The following is a 20154-nucleotide window of genomic DNA, read 5'->3' on the forward strand; positions in this document are numbered from 1 at the left end:
CGCCAATGCACTGCCCGCCGCCACCCTGCTGTTTGCCTTTATGGGTACCGGCTCGAGCTTTCTGGCGTTTGCCATCATGGCGGGCAAGCGGGGCATCGACAATCCGGTCTACCACCACAAATCCCTCTACTATCTGGGTGGCCTCACCGAGGGGAGCGAGACCATCGCCCTCTTTGTGCTGATGTGCCTGTGGCCCGCCGCCTTCGCCCCGCTCGCCTACGGCTTTGCCCTGCTCTGCGCCATCACCACCCTGACCCGACTCTGGAGCGGCTACCACACCCTGCGTCCCCCCCAGCCATAAACAGCACAGCCCTCACAGAAGGGCTAATCCATCACGCGATGAATTGGCTCTGGGTGCAACGCACGGAACACTTGCGCCCGGATGACAATGTTTTACCATGACGACACTTTTATCAGTCTCTTTGAGAACCCTATGCGTCGCCTTGCCTCTCTTCTCACTCTGTCGTTATTCCCCCTGCTCGGTGGCTGCAGCAGCGCCCCAGCGCCAAAGCCCGTGGTCGTCCCCCAGCCCAAGAGCGCCTTTATCAATCAGGCGCCATCGAGCAAACCCGTTTATACACAAGGGGTTAGCAAGGGGGACTTCGCCAATCGCCCCAACGTGGACAGGTTCGTCCAGAAAATGGTCGAGAAGCACGGTTTTGACAACGCCCAGTTGCATCAGGTGCTGGCACAGGCAGAGCGTTACGACTGGATCATCCGCCTGATGGATGCCCAGGCGCCGACTACCGCCAAGCCCACCGGCCCGACCGGCGCCTGGAACCGCTATCGCGCCAAGTTCATCACCCCGGACAACGTACAGAACGGCGTCAACTTCTGGCGTGAATACGCAAGCGAGCTGAACCGGGCGGAGCAGATCTACGGGGTGCCGCCGGAGATCATCGTCGGCATTATCGGGGTCGAGACCCGCTGGGGCCGGGTGATGGGCAAGACCCGCATTCTGGATGCACTGGCCACCCTGGCGTTTGATTACCCGCGCCGCGCCGAGTTCTTCACGAGCGAATTGGAAGCCTTCCTGGTGATGACCCGCGACGAGGGGATGGATCCCACCGAACCCAAGGGATCCTATGCAGGTGCCATGGGCTACGGCCAGTTTATGCCCTCCAGCTTCCAGCGCTATGCGGTGGACTTTGATGGCAACGGCCACACCAACCTGTGGGATCCGGTGGATGCCATCGGCAGCGTTGCCAACTACTTCAAGGCCCACAGCTGGGAGAAAGGCCAACCGGTTGCGGTACGTGGTCAGGGCCAACTACCCGGCTATGAGCATGGCTTTCAGACCCGCTACCCGGTCGCCACCCTGCGCCGCGCGGGGCTGACGCCAACCAGCAGCCTGGGCAATCACAGCGAGTCGAGCCTGCTACGCCTCGATATCGGCACCGGCTACCAATACTGGTACGGTCTGCCCAACTTCTACACCATCACCCGCTACAACCACAGCACCCACTACGCCATGGCGGTGTGGCAGCTGGGGCTGGCGGTGAAAGCCGCGCGCTGACAACTCGCTGGCATAAAACAGACAATGAAAAAGGAGCCATTATGGCTCCTTTGTTATATCCAACGTTCAACCCCATCAGGGGCTCAAGGATGGCTACCTGATTTAGACGCCTGCCTTGGCAAGCGCAGCAGAGACGATCTGCTGGGCTTCCTGCTGGATGAGGTCGAGGTGCGCGTCGCCCTTGAAGCTCTCCATGTAGATCTTGTAGATGGACTCGGTGCCGGAGGGGCGCGCCGCGAACCAGCCGTTCTCGGTCACCACCTTGAGGCCACCGATGGCGGCATCGTTGCCCGGCGCCTTGGTCAACTTGGCGATGATGGGCTCACCCGCCAGAGTTGAGGCTTCCACCAGAGCAGGATCCAGCTTGGAGAGCACCGCTTTCTGGGCGCTGTTGGCCGGCGCGTCGATACGGCGATAGCTGGAACGGCCGAACTTGGCCTCCAGTGCATCGTAGTGAGCCTGCGGATCCTTGCCGGTCACCGCCAGAATTTCCGCCGCCAGCAGCGCCAGAATGAAACCATCCTTGTCGGTGGTCCAGACGGTGCCATCTTTGCGCAGGAAGGAGGCGCCTGCGCTCTCCTCGCCGCCAAAGCCGAACTCGCCGCTGTAGAGGCCATCCACGAACCATTTGAAGCCGACCGGCACCTCTTTCAGGGTGCGGCCAATCTCGCCAGCCACCCGGTCGATCATGGAAGAGGAGACCAGCGTCTTGCCGACGGCCGCATCGGCAGACCAGCCGGTGCGATGGGTAAACAGATACTGGATTGCCACCGCCAGATAGTGGTTCGGGTTCATCAGGCCGGACTTGGTGACGATACCGTGACGATCGTAGTCAGGGTCGTTGCCAAGGGCGATGTCGAACTTGTCTTTAAGCGCAATCAGGCCCGCCATGGCGAACGGGCTGGAGCAGTCCATCCGGATCTTGCCGTCTTTATCCAGTGTCATGAAGGAGAAGGTGGGGTCTACCTTGTAGTTCACCACCTCGATATTCAGACCATAGGTCTTGGCGATGACGTCCCAGTAGGCGACGCCGGAGCCACCCAGCGGATCGACACCGATCTTGATGCCCGCGTTCTTGATGGCGTCCATGTCCAGCACGTTCTTCAGATCATCCACATAAGGGGTGACATAGTCGTGCTCGACCACGAACGGGCTCTTGAGCGCCTCGGCGAACGGCATCCGCTTCACACCGGCCAGACCCGCTTCCAGAATGGCGTTGGCACGATCCTCGACCCACTTGGTGATCTCCCCTTCAGCGGGGCCACCATGGGGCGGGTTGTACTTGAAGCCACCATCTTCCGGCGGGTTGTGGGACGGAGTGATCACCACGCCGTCGGCGCGCGCTGCAGGCTTGCCTGCATTGTGGCGCAGGATGGCGTGGGAGATGACCGGAGTCGGGGTAAAGCCCATACCGGCTTGAATGCGAGTTTCAACGCCGTTGGCCGCCAGCACTTCGACGGCGCTGGCAAAGGCGGATTCGGACAGGGCGTGGGTATCCATGCCGACAAACAGCGGGCCAGTGATACCGGCCTGCTGGCGATACTCCACCAGGGCCTGGGTCACCGCCAGGATATGGGATTCGGTGAAGGCGTTGTGCAGGGCGCTGCCGCGGTGGCCGGAGGTACCGAAGGCAACTCGCTGCTCGGGGCGGCTCATGTCCGGCTTGTTGAGGTAGTAGGCGCTGACCAGACGGGGGATGTTGGTCAGATCGCTTAAACGGGCCGGTTGACCGGCGTGGGAATGCTGAGCCATGGCGTTTTCCTTGCGTAATGGCGGCCTTGCCGGGCAAGGCCTGAGTCTTGAAGAATCGTTAAATTGCGCCACACACCTGCGCGACCACCTCTTCGCCATAGCCCATGCTGGCCATCAGCTGGGCCACCATGTTCTGCTTGCGGCTGGTGTTGGTGTTGGTGATCACCCAGAACGGGGTCTCCGGTACCGGCTTGGGCTTGGTGGTGCTGCCACTGGCGCGCAAAGCCTCGGGATCCCGCGAGAAATAGACGCGCTTGCGCCCCTTGATTTCGGTGGCCTGGGTAAAGCCTTCCGGGTTATCCCGGTAGAGGGTACTCAGCACGAGCATAAAGCGGTTGATGGACTTCTCTTCCTTTTGCAGCTCACCGGAATCGAGCAGGGCTTGCAGCCCTTGTTGGGTGGCTACCGTACTGGGCTGCGCGACGGCAACGGGCTCGGCAACCGGCACACGTTGGTGAGCAGGCTGTTCCAGCAGACGGCGCAGGATATCGGAGGCACTCTCACCAATGTGCCGGGTCTGGCTGGCGATATAGAAGTAGAGATCGTCATCAAGCTCGATGGTTTTCATAGGGATGCGCTGGACTCGTCGAAATTCGGATGCGGCGATTATACATAGGCAAACCCGACAGCCCAAGCAAGGGGCTGGCAGATGTACATGAATCTCATCGAGAATACGGCATAATAGCGGGCCAAGTGTGTGATCAGCCGCACTGATAGCCGATCCGGACGGGATTTTTTAGAAAAAAAACCACATTTATTCCCCATCCGTTGGACGAAATCCTTTTCTTTCCAGTGCGTTAAATAAAACAGCGATACGCATCCACGACCGACAAGGTGTCATTTTGCAACAAAACAGCATATTGAACTTCAAGGAGCAGGGTCAGGGCCCGGCGGTCATTCTGATCCACGGCCTGTTTGGCAGCCTCGACAACCTCGGCCTGCTGGCCCGTGCTCTCTGTGAACAGTACCGGGTCATCAGCGTCGATCTGCGCAACCACGGTGCCTCCTTTCATAGCAGCGAGATGAGCTATCCGGCCCAGGCAGCCGATATCCTGACCCTGATGGATCGGCTGAATATTGCCGAAGCGACCCTGATTGGCCACTCGATGGGCGGCAAGGTGGCGATGCAGGTCGCCAAGCTGGCGCCTGAGCGGGTGACCAAGCTGGTAGTGGCCGACATGGCGCCAGTCGCCTATCCCCATTCCCGCCACCAGAATGTGTTCGCCGGACTCAACGCCACACTGCGCACGCCGCCGCAAAGCCGCAGTGAAGCGGAAGCCATGCTGGCGCAGCATATTGAGCTCGCCGGGGTGCGCCAGTTCCTGCTCAAATCGTTCGCCAGAGGCGAGCATGGCTGGGGTTGGCGCTTCAATGTGCCCGCCCTTGAGCAAAACTACGCCAACATCATGGGCTGGCCAGAGGATGAGCATCGCTTCGAGGGGCCGGTGCTCTTTATCAAAGGGGGGGATTCTGACTACATGCAGCCCCAATACAGCGAGACGGCACTGGCCCAATTCCCGGCGGCAAAGGTGCGTGTCATCGCGGGTACCGGCCACTGGCTGCATGCGGAAAAACCGGCTCTGTTCAACAAATTGGTTGTGGATTTCCTGTCGACAGGCGGTTAACAGTTTCAAATCCTTTGTGATATAGTGCGCCCGTCATAAGGAGTGTGCGCAATCCATGCTAAGTGAACATATCGACCTGATCGAAAGTTTGGGCCTCAAGTTATTCTTTGTGGCCATTTTCATATTGATTGGCCTGGCCATTCAGGACGTGCTCAAACGCGGCAACGTGCCCCGTTTCGGTCGTTTTATCGTCTGGTTGGTACTGTTTCTGGGTTGTGCGGGTTTTGTCGCCAAGGGGCTGATCGAACTGGGCTGGGAAGGCTCAGGACTCGGCTAACTTATTTTCATCTGTGATGTATGGCCAAACAGCAAACTGATCGAACAACACTGGATCTGTTCGCAAATGAGAAGCGCCCCGGCAGGCCAAAGACCAATCCACTCCCCCGCGAGACCCAGCTCAAGATCAACAAGCGTAACCAGCTTAAGCGCGATCGGGAAAATGGGCTGAAGCGGGTAGAGTTAAAGGTGGAGGCCGAGTTGCTGGAGCGCCTGAACCAACTTGCGTTACAACAGAACATCAGCCGAGCCGAGCTGATCCAATCTATCCTGAAACAACAGATTGAGTCCGCCTTTGCGGTGGACATTGCAGTCTGAGCGTTGAGCATTAACACCAAATACGGGTAACTAAACACTATGGCAAGTGTAGGTCTGTTTTTTGGCAGCGATACCGGTAACACCGAAGCTGTCGCCAAGATGATCCAGAAAGAGCTGGGCAAAAACCTGATTGAAGTCCGTGACATCGCCAAGAGCAGCAAGGCCGACATCGAGAGCTTTGATCTGCTGATGTTCGGCATCCCGACTTGGTACTACGGCGAAGCCCAGGCCGACTGGGACGACTTCTTCCCCGATCTGGGCGAAATCGACTTCACCAACAAGCTGGTCGCCATCTTCGGTTGCGGTGATCAGGAAGACTATTCCGAGTACTTCCTCGACGCCATGGGCACCCTGCGTGACATCGTCGAAGCCAAAGGCGCCATCATCATCGGTCACTGGCCGACTGCAGGCTACGAGTTTGAAGCCTCAAAGGCACTGGTCGATGACAAGCACTTTGTCGGTCTGGGTATCGATGAAGATCGCCAGCCGGAGCTGACTGCCGAGCGCGTCAAGGGCTGGTGCAAGCAACTGCACGAAGAGATGTGCCTGGGCGAGCTGGAGTAATCCGCTTCCCCTCATACCTCTGACAACAAGGGCCCCGACGGGGCCCTTGTTGTATCTGCTTGTTGCGATGCCTGCCTTTATTCTTCCCTGTTATTCACCTCTGTGCTCCGGTTTGGCTCGCACATAGAGGGTGCGCTTGACCTGCGCCACCAGCTCGCCGCTCTTGTCCTGTACCGTCACCTCGAATTCGGGGAAGTGTTTGTTGCCACCTTCGGTCGCCGCCACGATTTCGGCCAGCTTGCCCTCGGTCAGGTTGAACTCGGCCACCAGCTTGCCCTTGCCCGGCTTGATGTAGTTGATGCTGCCCGCCTTGTCCCAGACGTAGTAGCGATTCTTGAAGTAGCCCATCAGCATCAGTGGATAAATGGGGTCCGTCATGGCAAACATGCTGCCGCCAAACTGGGTGCGGTTGGCGTTCTTGTTCCACCAGCGGGATTTGAGGGTCACCCGGCAGTAGCGAAAGTCATCGCTCAGGGTCTCTATCTTGATACCGGCACCCCAGAAAGGGGGCCAGGCATTGAGTGCGCGGCGCACCCAGGCCGCATTGTCAAAAAGCCAATCCATGGATCTCATCCGACCAGAAATATGAAAGTTACATCTTATCAACATCTGCCATGCCAGCAAGTCGGACGACACGATTGATTATTTCAATCCAACCGGCCATTTATGGCTAAACCCCTTGAATTGCTGGGTTTATTTTTAGGGAGGCTACGACCTATAATGACAGGCCAAGCGAGTTCAAGGTTGCCATTCCTGCGGCAGTCCATCAGAATAACCCCACCTTCGAGAATGCGAATAAGTAGAATATGGCAGACAACAACCAAGCGTTAAAAAAGGCCGGGCTCAAGATCACCTTGCCCCGGGTCAAAATCCTGGAAATCCTGCAACAGCCGGACTGCCAGCACACCAGCGCCGAAGATCTCTATAAACGACTGATCGACCTGGGTGAAGAGATTGGTCTCGCTACCGTCTATCGCGTTCTCAACCAGTTTGATGATGCCGGTATCGTTACTCGTCACCACTTCGAAGGTGGCAAGTCGGTATTCGAGCTGGCCACTCAGGAGCACCACGACCACCTGGTTTGCCTCGACTGCGGCAAGGTGATCGAGTTCTCCGACGAAGTGATCGAACAGCGTCAGCGCGAGATCGCCAAGAAATTCAATATCCGTCTCACCAATCACAGCCTTTACCTCTACGGTCACTGTGCTACCGGTGAGTGCAAGCACGACGAATAAGTCGGCCGCGACTTGCAGATAACGGACAATAAAAAAGCCAGCATCAGCTGGCTTTTTTATTGTCCGGCGCAGGCCATTGGCAGCACACAGGGCAGGGTCTCCCCTGCCCCATCGGCTTAGCCTTCGACTTTGCCCCAGGAGTCACGCAGGGCAACGGTGCGGTTAAACACCAGATGCTCCGGGCTGGAGAGCTTGTTGTCGGCGCAGAAGTAACCTTCACGCTCGAACTGGTAAGCTTGCTCCGGCTTGGCGTTCTTCAGGGATGCCTCGACACGAGCACCCTCGATGATCACCAAGGATTCCGGGTTCAGCGCAGCTTCGAAGTCATCCTCGGCGCCCGGGTTCGGCACCTTGAACAGACGGTCGTAAAGACGCACTTCCGCTGGCAGGGAGTGAGTGGCGCTGACCCAGTGGATCACCCCTTTCACCTTGCGGCCATCGGCCGGATCCTTGCCCAGAGTCTCGGGGTCGTAGGAGCAGTAGATGCAGGTGACCTTGCCATCGGCATCTTTCTCGATGCGCTCGGCCTTGATCACATAGGCATTGCGCAGACGCACTTCCTTGCCCAGCACCAGACGCTTGAACTGCTTGTTCGCCTCTTCTTTGAAGTCCGCTTCATCGATGAAGATCTCGCGGGTGAAGTTCAACTCGCGGGTACCCATCTCGGCATTGCTCGGGTGAGCCGGGGCAGTCAGCACTTCGTCGGCAGCCAGGTTCTCGACGACCACTTTCACCGGATGCAGCACGGCCATGGCGCGCGGCGCATGCTCGTTGAGGTCTTCGCGGATGCAGGCTTCCAGCATACTCATCTCGACGATGTTGTCCTGCTTGGTGACGCCGATGCGCTTGCAGAACTCGCGGATGGAGGCCGGAGTGTAACCACGGCGACGCAGACCGGAGACGGTCAGCATGCGCGGGTCATCCCAACCATCGACGTGTTTCTCGGTCACCAGCAGGTTCAACTTTCGCTTGGACATGACGGTGTATTCGAGGTTCAGACGAGAGAACTCGTACTGACGGGGGTGGCAGTCGATGGTGATGTTGTCCAGCACCCAGTCGTACAGACGACGGTTGTCCTGGAACTCCAGGGTGCAGATGGAGTGGGTGATCCCTTCCAGCGCGTCCGAGATGCAGTGGGTGAAGTCATACATCGGGTAGATGCACCACTTGTCACCGGTCTGGTGGTGGTGGGCAAACTTGATGCGGTAGATAACCGGATCACGCATTACCATGAAGGGGGATGCCATGTCGATCTTGGCGCGCAGGCAGGCGGTGCCTTCGGCGAACTCGCCATTCTTCATCTTGGCAAACAGCGCCAGGTTCTCTTCCACGCTGCGATCGCGGAACGGGCTGTTTTTGCCTGCTTCAGTCAGGGTGCCACGGTACTCGCGCATCTGCTCGGGCGTTAGTTCGTCCACATAGGCCAGACCCTTTTCAATCAGCTCGATGGCGTAGCCGTGCAGCTTGTCGAAATAGTCGGAGGAGTAGCAGATCTCGCCGTTCCACTGGAAGCCGAGCCACTGTACGTCCTGCTTGATGGACTCTACGTACTCGATATCTTCCTTCACCGGGTTGGTGTCATCGAAACGCAGGTTGCACTGGCCCTGATAGTCGCGGGCGATGCCGAAGTTCAGGCAGATGGATTTGGCGTGGCCGATATGGAGATAACCGTTCGGCTCGGGCGGAAAACGGGTATGCACGCTGCTGTGCTTACCGCTGGCCAGATCTTCATCAATGATCTGACGAATAAAGTTAGTTGGGCTGTTCGCCTGACTCATGGCTCACCTCAAAAAAGCGTCACTGGCGGAAGTTGTGCCGGCTGGCACCCTCATCCCCCCGCCGTCAAGCCGGGTATGATCCCTTATTACGGGCGCTGTCTCAACCTGAATTTGGCACTTCCGGGCCATTTCCCGGCCATTGCGCCGCTAAAAACGGCGTGGCTTGGCACATTGCCCCCCAAATGCATAAAAAAGCCCCGCACTAGGCGGGGCTGAAAGTGATGAAAAACACAAAACAGACAATTACACACAACAAAGGCTCACACGCACAGTCAACCTTTCCCAAATCCGATGCGCCATCGCCCTTGGGAAAGGCGGGTCTTGCGACCCACCTCATGTTAACGGTTGACTGCTATCAGTTCAGTTCGGTGACGCGGCTGGTGCGTTTGCCATCGAAGCTGGTGGTACGCAGGTAGACCTTGCCGTTCACGCTCGGCTTGGCCGCGGCGTCATAGGCACTCCAGTTGGTACCGTCCAGGCTGTACTGGATGGGCAGACCCGGCAGATCCACGTTCGCTTCCAGCACACCGTTCACTACCTTGGCACCCGGTACGGAGAGGCGGTATTCAACACCGGCCTGATCCAGTTTCGGCAGCACGCGCTGACCCAGTACGTTGGCAAACTGGTTCCACTCTTTGTTGAGGGTGGCCTTGTTGACATGCTTGGTCTCGCCGGAGAACTCGCGGTTCTTCACGTAATCCAGCTCGAAGCCGCCTTTGTGCCAGGCACGCTCGGCCACGGAGAAAATACGCGGGTAGACCATGTACTCGTACTGAGCATCGGTACGCACGGTTTCACTCCACTGCTGACCGGAGATCCCCTTGAACTTAACCGGATCCTGGTCACCCTTGGCCACGAAGGCGTTGCCGTCGCGGTCAACCGAGGTTTCGGCGTTCTGCGGCAGGTTTTCCGGGGCGAAGGCGAATACCTTGCGAGTGTCGTTGAAACGGGTTGCCCAGTAGTAGCCACGCTCAGCCGGATGTACTTCGTTCGGGAAGTCGAAGTAGAGGTAATCCGGGTTGGACAGCACCACTTGGTAACCCTTGTGGGCCCACTTCATCGCTTCGTTGAAGCCACCCCAGTAGAGGGTTTCCCAGAAGTTGACACGGGTGTTGTCGGTAGCGAAGTCTTTGGCACCACTGGCGTACTTCAGACCATCTTCCCACGCCTGCAGGGTAGAGAAGCCGCGGTCTTTGACCATCTGGCCCACTTCCTTGGCGAAGTAAACCGGCAGCTCGCCCACTTCCTTGATCTTGCCTTCGTCGATCATTTTCTGGCACATCGGTGACTTGCCAAACGGCTTGTCCTGCTTGCTGGAGTCGACGTTGCCTTTCCAGGCGACCAGCTCTTCTTTCTTGGTGACGGCCGGATCCTGATAACCACCGCCCTGCATGATGTTCTTCGCCTCATCACCACCGTAGTGCCATGCGGTCAGCGGCTGACCAGCGGCCTGGTGCATCTGGGCAACTTCATCCATTACCTTGGCCACGAAGGTGGCAGCACCCGGCTGGCAAGGGTTGATGAAGGACATCTTGTCGTAGAACTGGACCGAGGTGACGTTGGAGGTGTCAGCCGGATCAGTCAGACGGAACTGGTTGGCTTCCGCTTCTTTGCCTTCCGCCATCAGACGCTTGTAGCGCGCTTCCATGGAGACCACGGCAGCACGGGCGTGAGCCGGCATGTTGATCTCGGGGATCACGGTCACACCGCGGGCCTTGGCATAACGCACCAGATCCACGTAGTCAGACTTGCTGTAGAAACCGGAACCCTGGTTGTCGCTGGTCGGCCCGGAACCCAGTTGCGGCATCAGGCACTTGGTTTCGGACTCGTCGTGGCAACGCTGGCTACCGACCTGGGTCAGCTCCGGCAGACCCGGGATCTCCAGACGCCAGCCTTCATCGTTGGTCAGGCCAAGGTGCAGCACGTTGAGCTTCATGGCAGACATCTGGTCAACCAGCTTCTTCATGGTATCCAGACTGCGGAAGTGGCGGGCCACGTCGGTCTGCATGCCACGATATTCAAAGCGCGGCGCATCCTCGACGGTCATCGGGCTCACCAGCTTGTCATCAACACCCAGCAGGGAGATCAGGGATTGTGCACCCCAGAATGCCCCGTCGATGTCGCGCCCCTGGATCACTGTGCCCTTCTGACCGATGGTCATGTCATAGCCTTCGGCGTGCTTGAGCTTGCTGCCGAGCTTGATGGTAACCGGGTAGCCGGTGTCGGAGAGGGTAACACCCAGCTTGGTCAGTTGAGCCTTCAGAGCCTCGGCGCGATCGCTCGGCAAGTCCAGGGCATTGAGTTTGATGGTAGAGAAATCGATTTGCGGGCCAGCTTTGACTACCTGCTTCATCGGGGTCGGCAGGATCTGGTTGTCAATCTTGCCAGCCGGCAGCAGGGTGCTGGTCTGGTTGGCCGCGAAACGGGTTTCGCTATTCATCAGGATGTTCTTGTCATCCTTGGTACGCTTCCAGCCATCAGCCGGCATCGGCTTCTCGTAGGTGCTGGCATCATTGATGTTGCTCATGCTGGCCAGTACTTTCGGCTCGGCACCTTCGCTGGCGACATACCAGTTCGGCATGATGTCAGATTCGAACAGTACCCAGTATTCCACCACCAGCGGCACTTCGACCGTGGCATCCTTGGCAAAGCCCTGGAACTTCTCGGTTGGCGTCAAACGATAGAGATCGCCGGTCAGGTGAGTGATGGTGAACTGGTCGTTATCCACACGCTGGATACGACGGATGGAGGAGACGTAGATGCTCCAGTCTTTGGAGGTGACGTCAGCACCGGTATTGGTCAGGTGCAGCTTGGCAACGCCACAGCTCGCCCACTCGGAACCGAGCGCCTGGCAATCGAGGCCGGCACCGGCACCGTCGTTGGTGACCACTTCATACTTGACCACCAGGTTGTTGGCGAGGGAGTCGACCACGGCCTGCTTGGCGGCATCGGCTGCCTGGACCTGGCTGACAAAAACGGTAGACATGGCAATGGCTAACAGAGAATGTTTCAAGTTCATAACTGCTGCTCTCATTTGAAGTAAAGGTTGGATTTTCTTGGCTTTTTTATATGGGGCCCCTGAGCGGGGCCCTTAGTTATGTCAACAATGGACTTAGACTTGAGGTGAGCGAGTCGCTCGATTAACGCAGTGCTTTCATCTCACCGGCGATGATTTCGGCCAATGGGCCCAGAATCACCTGCAGGTTCTGCTCACCGAGTTTGACCACACCGGCCGCCCCCAGGGCTTTCAGCTTGCGCTCATCGACGATGCTGCGGTCTTTCAGAGTCAGACGCAGACGGGTGATGCATGCATCGATGGAGACCAGGTTCTCTTGACCACCCAGCACTTCCAGGTATTGCTTGGCCAGCTCGGTACGGTTGGTAGATTGAGCGGCAGCCGGAGCAGTATCTTCGTCATCTTCACGACCCGGGGTTTTCAGGTTCAGCTTGGCAATCACTACGCGGAACACGGTGTAGTAGAGGCCGAAGAAGACCAGACCCTGAGGGATCAGCATGTACCAGTTGGTCGCCAGCGGGTTACGGCTGGAGAGCACCATATCCACCAGACCGGCACTGAAACCGAAACCGGCCATCCACTGCATGGAGGCAGCGATGAACACGGAGATACCGGTCAGTACGGCGTGGATGACATACAGTACCGGCGCCACGAACATGAAGGAGAACTCGAGCGGCTCGGTAACACCGGTGAAGAAGGAGGCAAAGGCAGCTGCGATCATGATGGAAGCAACTTTCTCTTTGTTCTCTTTCTTGGCGGAGTGGTAGATGGCCAGCGCGGCACCCGGCAGACCGAACATCATGATGGGGAAGAAGCCAGCCTGGTACATACCGACCACGCCTTTCACCTGATCCAGGCTCTTGCCAGCGGCCAGAGCGGCATCGATGGTAGCCTGACCACCCAGGAAGTTCGGGATGTCGTTGATACCGGCCACGTTGAACCAGAACACGGAGTTCAGGGCGTGGTGCAGACCGATCGGGATCAGCAGACGGTTGAAGAAGGCGTAGATACCGGCACCGGTAGAGCCCAGGCTCACGATGGACTCACCGAAGGAGACCAGACCACCGTAGATTGCCGGCCATACGGCCATCAGGATGAAGGATACGACGATCATCACTACGGAGGTTACGATCGGTACCAGACGACGACCGGAGAAGAAGGAGAGTGCCTTGTGCAGCTCGACGCTGCTGAAGCGGTTGTACAGCTCAGCGGCGATCACACCACACAGGATACCCACGAACTGGTTGCTGATCTTGGCAAACGCGGCAGGAACCTGCTCCACCGGGATGCTCTTGATCTGGGCCACAGCGCCTGGGCTCAGCAGGGTGGTAACGACCAGGAAGCCGACCAGACCTGCCAGCGCAGCAGAACCGTCTTTATCCTTGGACATACCGTAAGCGACACCGACTGCGAACAGTACGGACATGTTATCGATAATGGCTGCGCCCGCTTTAATCAGGAAGGCAGCCAGCGCACTGTCACCACCCCAACCATTCGGGTCAATCCAGTAGCCAACCCCCATCAGGATCGCTGCGGCAGGCAATACCGCTACCGGCACCATCAGGGCACGGCCGATCTTTTGCAAATAACCGAGAATGTTCACGGTTCCTCTCCTTAGTTAATGTTTTTCTAGAAATTAAGTGCTTATCACGTTTGACGCATAAGCCATCAAGGCTTGATTGGCAGTCTAGGGCTTTTATTTCGCTGCGCAAATTAATAAACCGATAATCGTGATCGTTATCACCCAAACAAGATAAAGGTAGTGGATAGATGTGGCTTAGTTCGCAATCTTTATTTACGCTATAAAACAACTTGAATCCGTCTTAGCCAATTGCCACCGCCAAGCCGGTCGCAACCCGACACAGAGGTATCCCTTATGCGCCTGATCCCGTTGAAATCTGCCAGCCAAGTAGGCCTGTGGTCTGCTCGTTACATCGTTGACCGCATCAACGCGTTCAAGCCGACCAGCGATCGCCCTTTCGTACTGGGCCTGCCCACCGGTGGCACCCCGCTCAACACCTACAAGCGCCTGATCGAGTTGCACAAAGCCGGTGAAGTGAGCTTCCAGAACGTGGTTACCTTCAACATGGACGAATACGTCGGCCTGCCGGAAGATCACCCGGAGAGCTACCACAGCTTCATGCACAACAACTTCTTCAGTCACATCGACATTCGTCCCGAGAACATCAACATCCTCAACGGCAATGCCGAGGATCTGGTGGCCGAGTGCAAGCGCTACGAAGACAAAATCAAGTCCTACGGCAAGATCCACCTGTTCATGGGTGGCGTGGGTAACGACGGACACATCGCATTCAACGAGCCGGCCTCCTCCCTCTCCTCCCGCACCCGGGTCAAGACCCTGACCGAAGACACCCGTATCGCCAACTCCCGCTTCTTCGGTGGCGACATGGAGCAGGTGCCCAAACTGGCCCTGACCGTGGGTGTCGGCACCCTGATGGATGCGGAAGAGATCATGATCCTGGTCACCGGTCACGGCAAGGCACTGGCCCTGCAGGCCGCCGTGGAAGGCAGCGTCAACCACATGTGGACCATCTCCACCCTGCAACTGCATCCGAAGGGAATGATGGTGTGCGACGAGCCCTCCACCATGGAGCTCAAGGTCAAGACCGTTCGCTACTTCCAGCAGCTGGAAGCCGCCAACATCGGCCGTCTGTAAGGAGTCGTCATGTACGCATTGACCAACTGCACTCTCTACACCGGCAGCTGCGTGCTGACCGGCTACGGGGTGCTTATCGAGGGCGACAAGATTGTCGCCATCTCTCACTTGGCCGAACTGCCTGCGGGCATCGAGCAGATTGACCTCAAAGGCGCCAACCTGACCGCCGGTTTTATCGATGTGCAGCTCAACGGCTGTGGCGGGGTGATGTTCAACACCGACATCACGGTCGAGACCCTGGCAACCATGCAGGCGGCCAACCTCAAATCCGGTACCACCAGCTTCCTGCCGACCCTGATCACCAGTCCGGATGCCGACATGAAGCAGGCCGTTGCGGTGACCCGTGACTACATGGCTGCACACCCCAACGAGGTGCTGGGCGTCCATCTGGAAGGGCCTTACACCAACCTCAAGCGCAAGGGGATCCACCCTGCCGCGCAAATTCGCCAGCCAGCGGACGAGATGATCGACTTCTTCTGCGCCAACGCGGATGCCATCACCAAGATCACCCTGGCACCGGAGCGCAACGAGCCGGCCCATATCCGCCGTCTGGTGGAAGCGGGCATTCTGGTCTCGGCCGGTCACACTGCCGCCAGTTACGATCAGGCCATGGCCGGGTTCGATAACGGTATTCGCTTTGCGACCCACCTCTACAACGCCATGACTCCGACCCTCAACGGTCGCGAGCCGGGAGTCGTGGGCGCCATCTATGATCGCAAGGATGTCTACGCGGGCATCATCGTCGATGGCCACCATGTGCACTGGGCCAACGTGCGTCTGGCTCACAAGGCGCTGGGGGAGCGACTGGTGCTGGTCACCGATGCCACCGCAGCAGCCGGAGCGCCGGAAGGCTTTGAGAAATTTGATTTTTGTGGCACCACCGTCTTTTTGCGCGATGGTCAGTGCATTGACGAGAATGGTACACTCGGCGGTTCCTCCCTCACCATGATTGAGGGGGTGGAAAATCTGGTCAAGCAGGTCGGATTACCGCTCGATGAAGCACTGAGAATGGCCAGCCTCTACCCCGCTCGCGCCATTGGATGGGACTCACGTCTCGGTAGTATCCAGGTCGGTAAAGTAGCCAACCTCACTGTCTTCGATCAGGACTTCACGGTCCGTGGGACCGTGGTTAACGGACACTACACACAACAGTGACATCATGACTGGCGGACAAATAGCAAACGTAGATCTTATCAAGCAGGTCAACAGTGCAGCCGTGTATCGGCTCATCGACCTGCAAGGCCCCATCTCCCGGGTCAAGATTGCCGAGTTGAGTCAGCTGGCCCCGGCCAGCGTGACCAAAATAACCCGGCAACTGATCGAGCATGGCCTGATCAAGGAGACCTCTCCGCAAGCCTCAACCGGCGGGCGGCGTGCCATCTCCCTGACCACCATCAAACATCGCTTTCAGTTTGTCTCTGCCAAGCTAGGTCGCGGCTACCTGCAACTGAGTCTCTATGACCTCGATGGCAAGGAGCTCGACCAGCACGTCATTCAGGTGACCGAGATCGACCAGCAACCCGTGGTCGACATGCTGCTGCGGGAGATTGGCGCCTTTATCGATGCCAACCGCGAACGCTGTCGCAACCTCATCAGCATCGCGCTGACCATGCCGGGTCTGGTCAACCCAGAATCCGGCATGGTCATCTACACCCCCAAGTACCAGATCCGTAATCTGGGGTTGGCGAAGCTGCTTGAAAACCACTTCAACCTCCCCTGTTACGTGGGCAACGACACCCGCTCGCTGGCGTTGGCCGAACACTTCTTCGGTGAGTCCCGCGACTGCATGGACTCCATTCTGGTGAGCGTCCATCAGGGGACAGGCTCCGGGATCATCACCAAAGGTCAGGTGTTCCTCGGCCAGAACCGCAACGTCGGCGAGATCGGCCATATCCAGGTCGAGCCGCTCGGCAAGCGCTGTCACTGCGGCAACTTCGGCTGCCTCGAAACCATCGCCTCCAACGAAGCGATCATCGACAAGGTGAAGGAGCTCATCAGCCGCGGTCACCAGAGCGCGCTGCAGGAGAAGCACATCACCATTCAGGAGGTGTGCAAGGCGGCGCTGGCGGGGGACGAACTGGCCCGCAGCGTTATCGAGAACGTGGGTGAGCATCTGGGACGAGCGGTGGCGATTACGGTCAACCTGTTCAACCCGCAGAAGGTGCTGATCGCCGGCGAAATCACCGCCGCCGAAGAGATCCTCTTCCCGGCCATCCGTCGCTGTGTCGAGCATCAATCACTTCCGAGCTTCCACCGTGGCCTGCCCATCGTGAAAGCCCGCTTCCAGAACCAGCCGACCTATGGCGGCTTTGCACTGGTCAAGCGCGCCCTGCTGGAGGGGGATCTGCTGCAGATCATCATGGAGCAGAAGTAAGACACTGATCTTGCGAGATAACAAAACGGCAGCCAGTGGCTGCCGTTTTCTATTGTGTGCTTGCTGGCGGTTTAGCCCGCCCGACATGGCTTGAACAGATCCAGCTTGTTGTCGTAAACACGGGTCTGCACATCCATGATCCCCAGCATGGAGTGGAACAAATTATCGTGGGAGAAACGCTGACTGCTCGCCTCCGCCGCCAGGCAACCCATATCCAGCTGGCGATCGGCCTGTAACTGAGGTGAGAACCAGGTCAGCAGCGGCACCCGGGTCTGATCATCCGGCGCAAACTTGTAGGGCGTGCCGTGCAGATAGAGCCCCATGGCCCCGAGGGATTCACCGTGATCGGAGAGATAGACCAGCCCCACATCGTACTGGCTCTCCAGCGACTTGAGCTTGTCTATCAGCAGTCCCACCACCTTGTCGGTGTAGCGGATGGTGTTGTCATAGGTATTGACCAGCTCCTCGTTGCTGCAGTTTTCGATGTCGCTGCGCGGGCAGTCCGGCATAAAGACGCGCTCGCAGGCAGGGTAACGACGGAAATAGGTCGGGCCATGGCTGCCCATCAGATGAAAGGCCACCAACTTGTTGCCCTTCATGCCGGCAATCTGCTGATCCAGCCCCTCCAGCAGCACCTCGTCATAGCAGGACTCCCCCTGACAGAGCGCCGGATAGGATTTGGGAAGGATCTCGATGGTCGGCACATTGCGGCACACCCCTTTGCAGCCGCCATCGTTCTCTTTCCACAACACCGAGACTCCGGCATGTTGCAGCACATCGAGCAGGCCGTCACGGGAGCTGGCAAGCTGGTCATCGTAGCCACGGCGCGTGAGGTTGGAGAACATGCAGGGCACCGAGACGGCGGTGGCTGTACCGCAGGAGCGCACATTCCTGAACGACACCACCCCCTGCTCTTTTGCCGTAAAGCTGTTGGTCGCCTTGCCATACCCGTTAAGGGAGTAGTTCTGGCTGCGCGCCGTCTCCCCCACCACCAGGAACATCAAAGTCGGCTTGCTTCCCCGCGCCACCACCTTGGCATCTGTCCCCAGATGCTGGTAGGGGATCGGCGTGGCAAACAGCACATCCCGCCCATATTTGTAGAGGCCGTGCACATAGTTGGCGGGCACAATCTCTTTGGCCAGCGACTTGTTGTTGCGCCCGACCGAGGCGTAATCCTGATAGTAAAGTGACGCGACGCCCCCGATAAACAGCAGAGAGATAGCCAGTGCACCAGCCCGCAACGCCAACCCCTGATACCAGCGAGCCGGATAGCGGATCCGCAGTGACCAGAGCACCAGAACAGGCAGCAGCCCGGTCAGCAGAAACCAGAGCACAACCGAGCCATTCAAATAGGCCCCTGCCTCACCACTGTTGGTCTCCACTATGTTCTGGATCATGCCTGCATCAAAGATGACGCCGTATTTGAGCATGGCGTAGCTGACGATGGAGCCAGTCAGAATGAGCACGGTAAAAAAAGGCTTGAGCACAAACCGGAACGTGAAGGGAATAAACACGGCATTGAGCGCCGCGATCAGCACCAGCGGGATCGAGATGACAAATCCGGCTTTGACATGGGTCAGGGTGCTGAGCACCGTATAGAAATGCAAAAAGATTGGCCAGTTCAGTACCAGGGCGAAAAAGAGCACCAGCAACAGATTGGTCTGCAGTACACCGAGGGTTACACGCATAAACAACTCCTACATACCGGCCTGCAGCGCAGCGGGCCGGCCAAGCCAACAAAAACGACGGGGCCAGCGTAGGAAGTAAAACTTAAGCGCGAATTAAGAGGAGAAGCACAGCGCTCGTGCGCACCATCACAGCACGGGGTGCTCCGCAGCCCCGAAATGGATTTTTAGTTGTCTATCCATCGGATTTTGCTAGCTTGTTGAGTAGGCATTCACGAAATGCAGGTTAACCGATGGCACTGATCCAAGCCTCGATAGAGCAATTGAGAGTAGGCCACTATATCCATCTCCCCACGGGATGGACTAACCACCCGTTTATGTTCAATACCTTCAAGATCAAGGATCAGCAGCAACTCGACATTCTTCGTCATCTTGATCTCACCCTGCTGATGGTAGACCCCGACAAGAGCGATCTGCCCATCGAGCCGCTGCTGCGCGGCGATATCCCGGATGCCGGGCCTGACCTTGACGAGCTGGAAGAGCTGATTGCCTCGGGCCCGCCCCCCTTTGACGAAAAGGCCTTTCGCCGCTCCATGCGCGCCGCCGACAAAGCCTTTGGCCAGTCCATGAGCGAGCTGCGCGATGCACTCGGGGCGCTGAACCTCAAACCGGATGAGGGACTGGCCAACACCGCCCAGATCGTCCGCAATGCCGCCTTCACCCTCAGTCAGCATGAAGGGCCTCTCGGGCTCCACCTTATTCGCAGCCCCCACACCGATATCCTGCTACAACACAGCCTCAACGTGGCTTTCATTGCCATGCTGATGGCACGCGAATTGGGGATGAATCCCATCGAACTGGAGGAGGCCGGGCTTGCGGGACTTATCCACGACATCGGCGAGCTGAAAATCCCGAGCCAGATCACCCAGAAGCGCGGGGATCTCAGCAAGGCCGAGCAGAACTTCCTCAATATGCATCCCCAGTACGGGCTGGAGATGCTGACCCAGCTCAACGCCTTTGAACCGAAAATCCGTCAGGTCGCCCATCTGCACCACGAGCGACTCGATGGCAGCGGTTATCCGCTCGGGATCAAGGGCGGGGAGATCCCGCCGCTGGCGCGGTTGATCGGGCTGGTCGACTTCTACGACGAGCTGCTCCATCCCCGCAACAGCGGCAACCCGGCCGCGCCGAGCCAGGCCATCAGCCAGCTCTACAAGTTATCCCAGAAGAAGTTCGACCAGAATCTGGTCAAGTTGCTGATCAAAGTACTGGGAGTCTATCCGCCGGGTTCACTGGTGAAGCTCTCCGACGAGAGCATTGCGCTGGTGCTATCCACCGAGCCCACCATGCCCCTCAAACCGAAGATCCTGCCCTATATCAAGGCCCAGCGGCCGGAAG

Annotated in this window: 17 protein-coding genes and 1 pseudogene; 11 read left to right on the forward strand and 7 right to left on the reverse strand. The window is 58.1% G+C overall.

Going from position 1 to position 20154, the window contains the following annotated elements:
- Together DBR30_RS06190 and mltB are read left to right on the forward strand one after the other, a co-directional pair.
- Positions 1-301: pseudogene (locus DBR30_RS06190) on the forward strand (CDP-alcohol phosphatidyltransferase family protein); the annotation flags it as partial.
- A gap of 132 nt (positions 302-433) precedes the next feature.
- On the forward strand, positions 434-1516 hold the full coding sequence (gene mltB, locus DBR30_RS06195) for a lytic murein transglycosylase B (RefSeq protein ID WP_108542451.1): 1083 nt from the start codon (positions 434-436) through the stop codon (positions 1514-1516).
- A 102-nt stretch (positions 1517-1618) separates the two neighbouring features.
- Here mltB and pgm read toward each other — a convergent pair whose 3' ends face one another.
- Together pgm and seqA are read right to left on the reverse strand one after the other, a co-directional pair.
- Complete coding sequence (gene pgm, locus DBR30_RS06200; protein ID WP_108542449.1) at positions 1619-3268, reverse strand: phosphoglucomutase (alpha-D-glucose-1,6-bisphosphate-dependent); 1650 nt, start codon at positions 3266-3268, stop codon at positions 1619-1621.
- A 58-nt stretch (positions 3269-3326) separates the two neighbouring features.
- Positions 3327-3836, reverse strand: coding sequence for a replication initiation negative regulator SeqA (seqA, locus tag DBR30_RS06205; protein WP_181363507.1), 510 nt, complete (start codon positions 3834-3836; stop codon positions 3327-3329).
- A 274-nt stretch (positions 3837-4110) separates the two neighbouring features.
- Here seqA and DBR30_RS06210 point away from each other — a divergent pair, with 274 nt between their 5' ends.
- Genes DBR30_RS06210 through fldA form a run of 4 tightly spaced genes read left to right on the forward strand, consistent with a single transcriptional unit; the run spans position 4111 to position 6051 of the window.
- Positions 4111-4893: an alpha/beta fold hydrolase gene (locus DBR30_RS06210; protein WP_258224306.1), complete on the forward strand. Its 783-nt coding sequence runs from the start codon at positions 4111-4113 to the stop codon at positions 4891-4893.
- A gap of 55 nt (positions 4894-4948) precedes the next feature.
- On the forward strand, positions 4949-5170 hold the full coding sequence (locus DBR30_RS06215; RefSeq protein ID WP_005334296.1) for a DUF2788 domain-containing protein: 222 nt from the start codon (positions 4949-4951) through the stop codon (positions 5168-5170).
- Positions 5171-5190: 20 nt separating this feature from the next.
- Positions 5191-5487, forward strand: a complete 297-nt coding sequence (ybfE, locus tag DBR30_RS06220) for a LexA regulated protein (RefSeq protein ID WP_005334297.1) — start codon at positions 5191-5193, stop codon at positions 5485-5487.
- 39 nt (positions 5488-5526) lie between these two features.
- Positions 5527-6051, forward strand: coding sequence for a flavodoxin FldA (fldA, locus tag DBR30_RS06225; protein ID WP_005334298.1), 525 nt, complete (start codon positions 5527-5529; stop codon positions 6049-6051).
- Positions 6052-6141: 90 nt separating this feature from the next.
- Here fldA and DBR30_RS06230 read toward each other — a convergent pair whose 3' ends face one another.
- Positions 6142-6615, reverse strand: coding sequence for a DUF4442 domain-containing protein (locus DBR30_RS06230; RefSeq protein ID WP_005334300.1), 474 nt, complete (start codon positions 6613-6615; stop codon positions 6142-6144).
- 242 nt (positions 6616-6857) lie between these two features.
- Here DBR30_RS06230 and fur point away from each other — a divergent pair, with 242 nt between their 5' ends.
- On the forward strand, positions 6858-7286 hold the full coding sequence (fur, locus tag DBR30_RS06235) for a ferric iron uptake transcriptional regulator (RefSeq protein ID WP_005334301.1): 429 nt from the start codon (positions 6858-6860) through the stop codon (positions 7284-7286).
- A gap of 116 nt (positions 7287-7402) precedes the next feature.
- Here the strand turns inward: fur and glnS are convergent, their stop codons facing one another.
- The 3 genes from glnS to nagE form a co-directional block, all read right to left on the reverse strand.
- Positions 7403-9064: a glutamine--tRNA ligase gene (glnS, locus tag DBR30_RS06240; protein ID WP_108588247.1), complete on the reverse strand. Its 1662-nt coding sequence runs from the start codon at positions 9062-9064 to the stop codon at positions 7403-7405.
- A gap of 355 nt (positions 9065-9419) precedes the next feature.
- Entirely contained in the window at positions 9420-12083 is a 2664-nt protein-coding gene (locus DBR30_RS06245; protein WP_108539907.1) for a beta-N-acetylhexosaminidase, read from the reverse strand.
- A 121-nt stretch (positions 12084-12204) separates the two neighbouring features.
- The gene (gene nagE / locus DBR30_RS06250; RefSeq protein ID WP_043818489.1) at positions 12205-13683 is read right to left on the reverse strand and encodes an N-acetylglucosamine-specific PTS transporter subunit IIBC; all 1479 of its coding nucleotides are present in this window, start codon (positions 13681-13683) and stop codon (positions 12205-12207) included.
- A gap of 273 nt (positions 13684-13956) precedes the next feature.
- On the opposite strand from nagE, the gene nagB reads away from it, so the two are divergent.
- The 3 genes from nagB to nagC are packed head-to-tail and all read left to right on the forward strand — an operon-like array spanning position 13957 to position 17131.
- Positions 13957-14757, forward strand: a complete 801-nt coding sequence (nagB, locus tag DBR30_RS06255; RefSeq protein WP_005334308.1) for a glucosamine-6-phosphate deaminase — start codon at positions 13957-13959, stop codon at positions 14755-14757.
- Between the two features lie 9 nt (positions 14758-14766).
- The gene (gene nagA, locus DBR30_RS06260; protein ID WP_108539905.1) at positions 14767-15912 is read left to right on the forward strand and encodes an N-acetylglucosamine-6-phosphate deacetylase; all 1146 of its coding nucleotides are present in this window, start codon (positions 14767-14769) and stop codon (positions 15910-15912) included.
- Positions 15913-15916: 4 nt separating this feature from the next.
- Entirely contained in the window at positions 15917-17131 is a 1215-nt protein-coding gene (gene nagC / locus DBR30_RS06265) for a DNA-binding transcriptional regulator NagC (RefSeq protein WP_005334312.1), read from the forward strand.
- 71 nt (positions 17132-17202) lie between these two features.
- Here the strand turns inward: nagC and DBR30_RS06270 are convergent, their stop codons facing one another.
- Positions 17203-18819: a phosphoethanolamine transferase gene (locus tag DBR30_RS06270; RefSeq protein ID WP_108539902.1), complete on the reverse strand. Its 1617-nt coding sequence runs from the start codon at positions 18817-18819 to the stop codon at positions 17203-17205.
- 230 nt (positions 18820-19049) lie between these two features.
- On the opposite strand from DBR30_RS06270, the gene DBR30_RS06275 reads away from it, so the two are divergent.
- Positions 19050-20154 (forward strand): HD-GYP domain-containing protein (locus tag DBR30_RS06275; RefSeq protein ID WP_108588248.1); only part of this gene is annotated, 1105 nt, incomplete at its 3' end.

The sequence above is a fragment of the Aeromonas sp. HMWF017 genome (assembly GCF_003061465.1).
Lineage (GTDB): Bacteria > Pseudomonadota > Gammaproteobacteria > Enterobacterales > Aeromonadaceae > Aeromonas > Aeromonas veronii.

Excerpts from the sequence above, each read along its gene's own strand:
- mltB (WP_108542451.1), top strand. The coding sequence starts at position 434 with ATGCGTCGCCTTGCCTCTCTTCTCACTCTGTCGTTATTCCCCCTGCTC.
- pgm (WP_108542449.1), bottom strand. The coding sequence starts at position 3,268 with ATGGCTCAGCATTCCCACGCCGGTCAACCGGCCCGTTTAAGCGATCTG.
- seqA (WP_181363507.1), bottom strand. The coding sequence starts at position 3,836 with ATGAAAACCATCGAGCTTGATGACGATCTCTACTTCTATATCGCCAGC.
- DBR30_RS06215 (WP_005334296.1), top strand. The coding sequence starts at position 4,949 with ATGCTAAGTGAACATATCGACCTGATCGAAAGTTTGGGCCTCAAGTTA.
- ybfE (WP_005334297.1), top strand. The coding sequence starts at position 5,191 with ATGGCCAAACAGCAAACTGATCGAACAACACTGGATCTGTTCGCAAAT.
- fldA (WP_005334298.1), top strand. The coding sequence starts at position 5,527 with ATGGCAAGTGTAGGTCTGTTTTTTGGCAGCGATACCGGTAACACCGAA.
- DBR30_RS06230 (WP_005334300.1), bottom strand. The coding sequence starts at position 6,615 with ATGGATTGGCTTTTTGACAATGCGGCCTGGGTGCGCCGCGCACTCAAT.
- fur (WP_005334301.1), top strand. The coding sequence starts at position 6,858 with ATGGCAGACAACAACCAAGCGTTAAAAAAGGCCGGGCTCAAGATCACC.
- glnS (WP_108588247.1), bottom strand. The coding sequence starts at position 9,064 with ATGAGTCAGGCGAACAGCCCAACTAACTTTATTCGTCAGATCATTGAT.
- DBR30_RS06245 (WP_108539907.1), bottom strand. The coding sequence starts at position 12,083 with ATGAACTTGAAACATTCTCTGTTAGCCATTGCCATGTCTACCGTTTTT.
- nagB (WP_005334308.1), top strand. The coding sequence starts at position 13,957 with ATGCGCCTGATCCCGTTGAAATCTGCCAGCCAAGTAGGCCTGTGGTCT.
- nagA (WP_108539905.1), top strand. The coding sequence starts at position 14,767 with ATGTACGCATTGACCAACTGCACTCTCTACACCGGCAGCTGCGTGCTG.
- nagC (WP_005334312.1), top strand. The coding sequence starts at position 15,917 with ATGACTGGCGGACAAATAGCAAACGTAGATCTTATCAAGCAGGTCAAC.
- DBR30_RS06270 (WP_108539902.1), bottom strand. The coding sequence starts at position 18,819 with ATGCGTGTAACCCTCGGTGTACTGCAGACCAATCTGTTGCTGGTGCTC.